This window comes from Candidatus Obscuribacterales bacterium, assembly GCA_036703605.1.
Classification (GTDB): Bacteria; Cyanobacteriota; Cyanobacteriia; order RECH01; family RECH01; genus RECH01.
This window is the reverse complement of record DATNRH010000814.1, coordinates 1-3,728: the sequence shown is the minus strand read 5'-3', so window position 1 is coordinate 3,728 and position 3,728 is coordinate 1. Positions and strand designations below refer to the sequence as shown.

3 protein-coding genes are annotated in these 3,728 nt (G+C 54.6%); all 3 read left to right on the top strand.

Annotated elements, in window-relative coordinates:
- The first annotated feature begins 515 nt into the window (after window positions 1-515).
- From V6D20_16900 to V6D20_16890, 3 genes are read left to right on the top strand one after another with little or no spacing between them, the layout of a single operon-like run.
- Window positions 516-2,183: a Mu transposase C-terminal domain-containing protein gene (locus tag V6D20_16900; GenBank protein HEY9817459.1), complete on the top strand. Its 1,668-nt coding sequence runs from the start codon at window positions 516-518 to the stop codon at window positions 2,181-2,183.
- Between the two features lie 42 nt (window positions 2,184-2,225).
- Entirely contained in the window at window positions 2,226-3,062 is an 837-nt protein-coding gene (locus V6D20_16895; GenBank protein ID HEY9817458.1) for a TniB family NTP-binding protein, read from the top strand.
- A gap of 13 nt (window positions 3,063-3,075) precedes the next feature.
- Window positions 3,076-3,603 carry a TniQ family protein gene (locus V6D20_16890; protein ID HEY9817457.1) on the top strand — a complete coding sequence of 176 codons (528 nt, stop codon included), beginning with the start codon at window positions 3,076-3,078 and terminating at the stop codon, window positions 3,601-3,603.
- The last annotated feature ends 125 nt before the right edge of the window (window positions 3,604-3,728 follow it).

Genomic DNA, 3,728 nt, shown 5'->3' with positions numbered 1-3,728 from the left:
CATTGGGGAGGTAAGGTAGTCTTTAGCGGCTGAAAGTGCTGCTGTACATAACTTGTGGCGTTCTCATTGTTTCCGTGATCGCTGATCCCGTTTTTTATTTATCGTATCCTTTCCTGGGATCAATAATTTATCCTTATCCTTTACTGTATCTTTTAAGAGCGATCGTGAGTAGGTGGAATATAGAATAGTATCAGTGTCGCGTGCCACGATAACTGACATGGTTGTGCCACGATAAATGTCATAGATGCTGAAAGCCATACTTATCAAGGATTTCGGTAATTTTGTATTGAATGAAATGGAATAATTAGGGACTGATTTCTGCGACTGCGACTGCGGCTAAAAGGCTTATCCTGCAAAGACTTTGAGATTTCGATGACAACAAGCGTGGCACGAATGCGATGACAACTATCGTGACACTATTTCGAGGCTGGTAAAGAAGGTTGAAGTAGTTGTGCTGCGGCTGATTGAGAGCGTTTAATGTAGCGGCATCAAATTTCTGAGTGATGACAACTATCGTGGCACGTGAGAGTAGCGAAAAAAGTGAACCTCTGGCCTTGCCGCAATTAGAAGCGCTGTCTTCAGAGGAACGCCGCCGCGTTGAAGTGATTCAACGCTTAGAGAGCCATCGGGGACAGTCCACGTATCGAGAGGCCGAGACCGCAGCGGCGGCCACCCTGAACCTGAGCGTGCGGAACCTCAAGCGCTTAGTGCGTCAGTATCGCGATCGCGGTATCGAGGGCCTCAAACGCCCGGTGCGCTGTGACGAAGGCCAATCCAAAGTGGACGAGAGCTGGCACGAATTCATCCTGGAGACGTATCGCAAAGGCAATCGAGGCACGCGCCAGATGAGCCGCGCCCAAGTCGCTAAACTTGTCGAAAGCCACGCCGCCGACCTGGGCACCACTGACTATCCGAGCCGCCGCACGGTCTACCGCATCCTGGCCTCCATCATCGAACAACAAGAACAGAAACAGAAAAAACGCTCCATTGGCTGGCAGGGCGATCAACTCCATCTGACGACTAAAGCCGGGATTGAAATTGCCGTTGAATATAGCAATCAGGTGTGGCAATGCGATCACACCCCTGCCGACATCTTCGTCGTGGATAGCCACGGCGACATTTTGGGGCGTCCCACCCTCACTACCGTCATTGACACCTACTCCCGGTGCATCATGGGGATTCACCTGGGGATGGAACGCCCGAGTGCCCCTGTCACCGGACTGGCGCTGCGCCACGCCATCCTGCCCAAACAGTACCAACGCGGCTACGAACCCCAAAATTTGTGGGAGAGCTACGGTGTTCCCCAGTACCTGTATACCGACGCCGGGTCCGACTTCACCTCCGCCCACATCGATCAGGTCGCTAGCCGCTTAGGCATTGTCCTGTGCCTGCGTCGCCGTCCTGCCGAAGGCGGCATCGTCGAACGCCCTTTTGGCACCCTCAACCGGGAATTCTTCTCCATGCTACCGGGCTACACCACCCGCGAAGCCAAATCCCACCTCAAAGCCATCAAAGCGGACGCCTGCCTGACCCTAGAGCAACTTGAAGGTCTGCTGATCCGCTACATCGTGGATAACTACAACCAGCAAGTGGATGCCCGCGATCGCCAACAGCGCCGCATTGACCGCTGGCGATCAAATCAAATGGCCCAAGGGGTGCCTCCCGCAGAGCGCGAACTCGATTTACTGCTGATGCGCCAAAACCGTCGCCGGGTTTACCAGGGCGGCTACCTGCGCTTTGCCAACCTGATTTATCGCGGCGAATACCTGGCTGGCTATGCCGGAGCCGAAGTGGTCTTGCGCTATGACCCCCGCGACATCACGACCGTATTGGTGTACCAACCCCAGGGAGCGAGCGATGTCTTTCTGACCCGTGCCCACGCTCAAAACCTGGAAACGGAACGCCTGTCGCTCGCCGAAGCCAAAGCCATCAGTCGGCGCTTACGCGAAGCGCGCACCGAGATTACCAATCAATCCATCCTCAGCGAAATGCGCGATCGTACCCGATTCATTGATGAGCTGCTGTCAGAACCCTCCCAACCCTCTCAACTGCCTACCGCCGCGATCGCCGAAGATGCCTCTCCGATTGAGGGAACCAAGCCTGAATCGTCAAAGGCCCCTAAGCCCTTGCCCGCCATTCGAGTCTACGACTACGAGCAGTTGCGTCAAGAGCATGGCCTTTAAGTGCTACCCAACGACCGACGTTCTATTCTGGAGCTTCTACCCATGTCTAAAACCCCTGATTCTGACCCCAATAACGCTGATAACACCAATGTCGATGTCAACGAACGCATTCGCCAACTGGGGCGTCGTCGCGTCCTAGAATTGCCTCAGATGGTGGAATTTCATACCTGGCTAGACGGTAAACGACTGGCCCGACAATCTTGTCGTGTGATTGGAGAATCGCGCACAGGTAAGACGGTGAGTTGTGATACTTACCACCTCAAATCCAAAGTCACTCAGCGGCCAGGGGAAGCTCCCATCATTCCGGTAATGTACTGGCACTGCCGCGAGAATCTTTCTGTCAGTAGTCTGTTTGTTGGCCTGCTAGAGAGTCTTCAGTATCAAGCGACCCGAGGACGCATTCCCGATCTCCGTGAACGGGTCTACCACGTGCTCCGAAGTTGCCAGGTGGAGATGATTATCTTCGACGAAGCGCAACGGGTCTCCGCTCAGGCGATGTCTGAAATCAGAGACATCTCAGACCTCTTAGAAATTGCGGTGGTGCTGGTAGGCACGGATCGCCTCAATGCGGTCATCAATCGAGATGAACAAGTGCTCTATCGATTTCTGTCGGCCTATCGCTTTGCTCGCCTCGGTAGTGAAGAATTGCAGGAAATGACGGCCCTCTGGGAAGAGCATGTGTTGCAATTACCGGAACCCTCGAACCTGGCCAACCCGAAAGCCCAGAGCCTGCTGCTCCAGGCTACACGTGGCTATATCGGTGTCCTGAATCAAATCCTCTGTGAAGCGGCGATTCGGACCTTACAACGGGGCCAAAAACGCATTGAGTTGCCCTTACTGAGACAGGTGGTGAAAGAATGCTCACTGGCGGTTAAGTAAGGACAGAGGACTGATGCCGCTAGTGAACTTCTTACAGCCCTCAGTCGAGCCGTGGCTGTTTCAGGTCGAGCCCTACCCCAACGAGAGCTTTGGCCACTTCCTGGGCCGTTTTCGCCGCGCCAATTGCCTCAGTAGTGCTCATCTGGCTGCGATGCTGGGGGTGCGATCGCATGTCGTCGCTTATTGGGAAAGCCCCTCTCGCCAACGAAGACCCAGCCCATCGCTCCTTCCGCAACTGGCTCAGCTCACAGGCGTTAGCGTGAATCGCTTGCAAGCGATGTGGCTACCGTCAGTAACAGGGCTCCATTGGCCGACGCGGTTGTGTCCTGACTGCTACGCGGAAGCACCCTGGCATCAACTCACCTGGCAACTGGCTGACCAACCTCATTGTGCAGTCCACCAGCGATCTCTGGTGTCGCAGTGTCCTTGCTGTCACCATGCCTTTCAACTGCCTAGTTATTGGGCAACAGGCCAGTGCGATCGCTGCCAGCTCCCCTTTGCACAAATGCGGTTTTACCAGGCTGCTGTCGAAACAACTTGAAGCTAAGGAGCCAATTTAATGGACCAAATCACCTCACGTCCTGCCACTGGCTCGTGGGTTTGTTGAAACTGCTGCTTCTGCTGCTTCAAGCGTTGTTCTTGCTCGATGAGGTCATTGGGGTAGTC

What these genes read in the sequence shown, in the direction of transcription:
- V6D20_16895 (HEY9817458.1), top strand. Translation starts at nt 2,226, where the DNA reads ATGTCTAAAACCCCTGATTCTGACCCCAATAACGCTGATAACACCAAT.
- V6D20_16890 (HEY9817457.1), top strand. Translation starts at nt 3,076, where the DNA reads ATGCCGCTAGTGAACTTCTTACAGCCCTCAGTCGAGCCGTGGCTGTTT.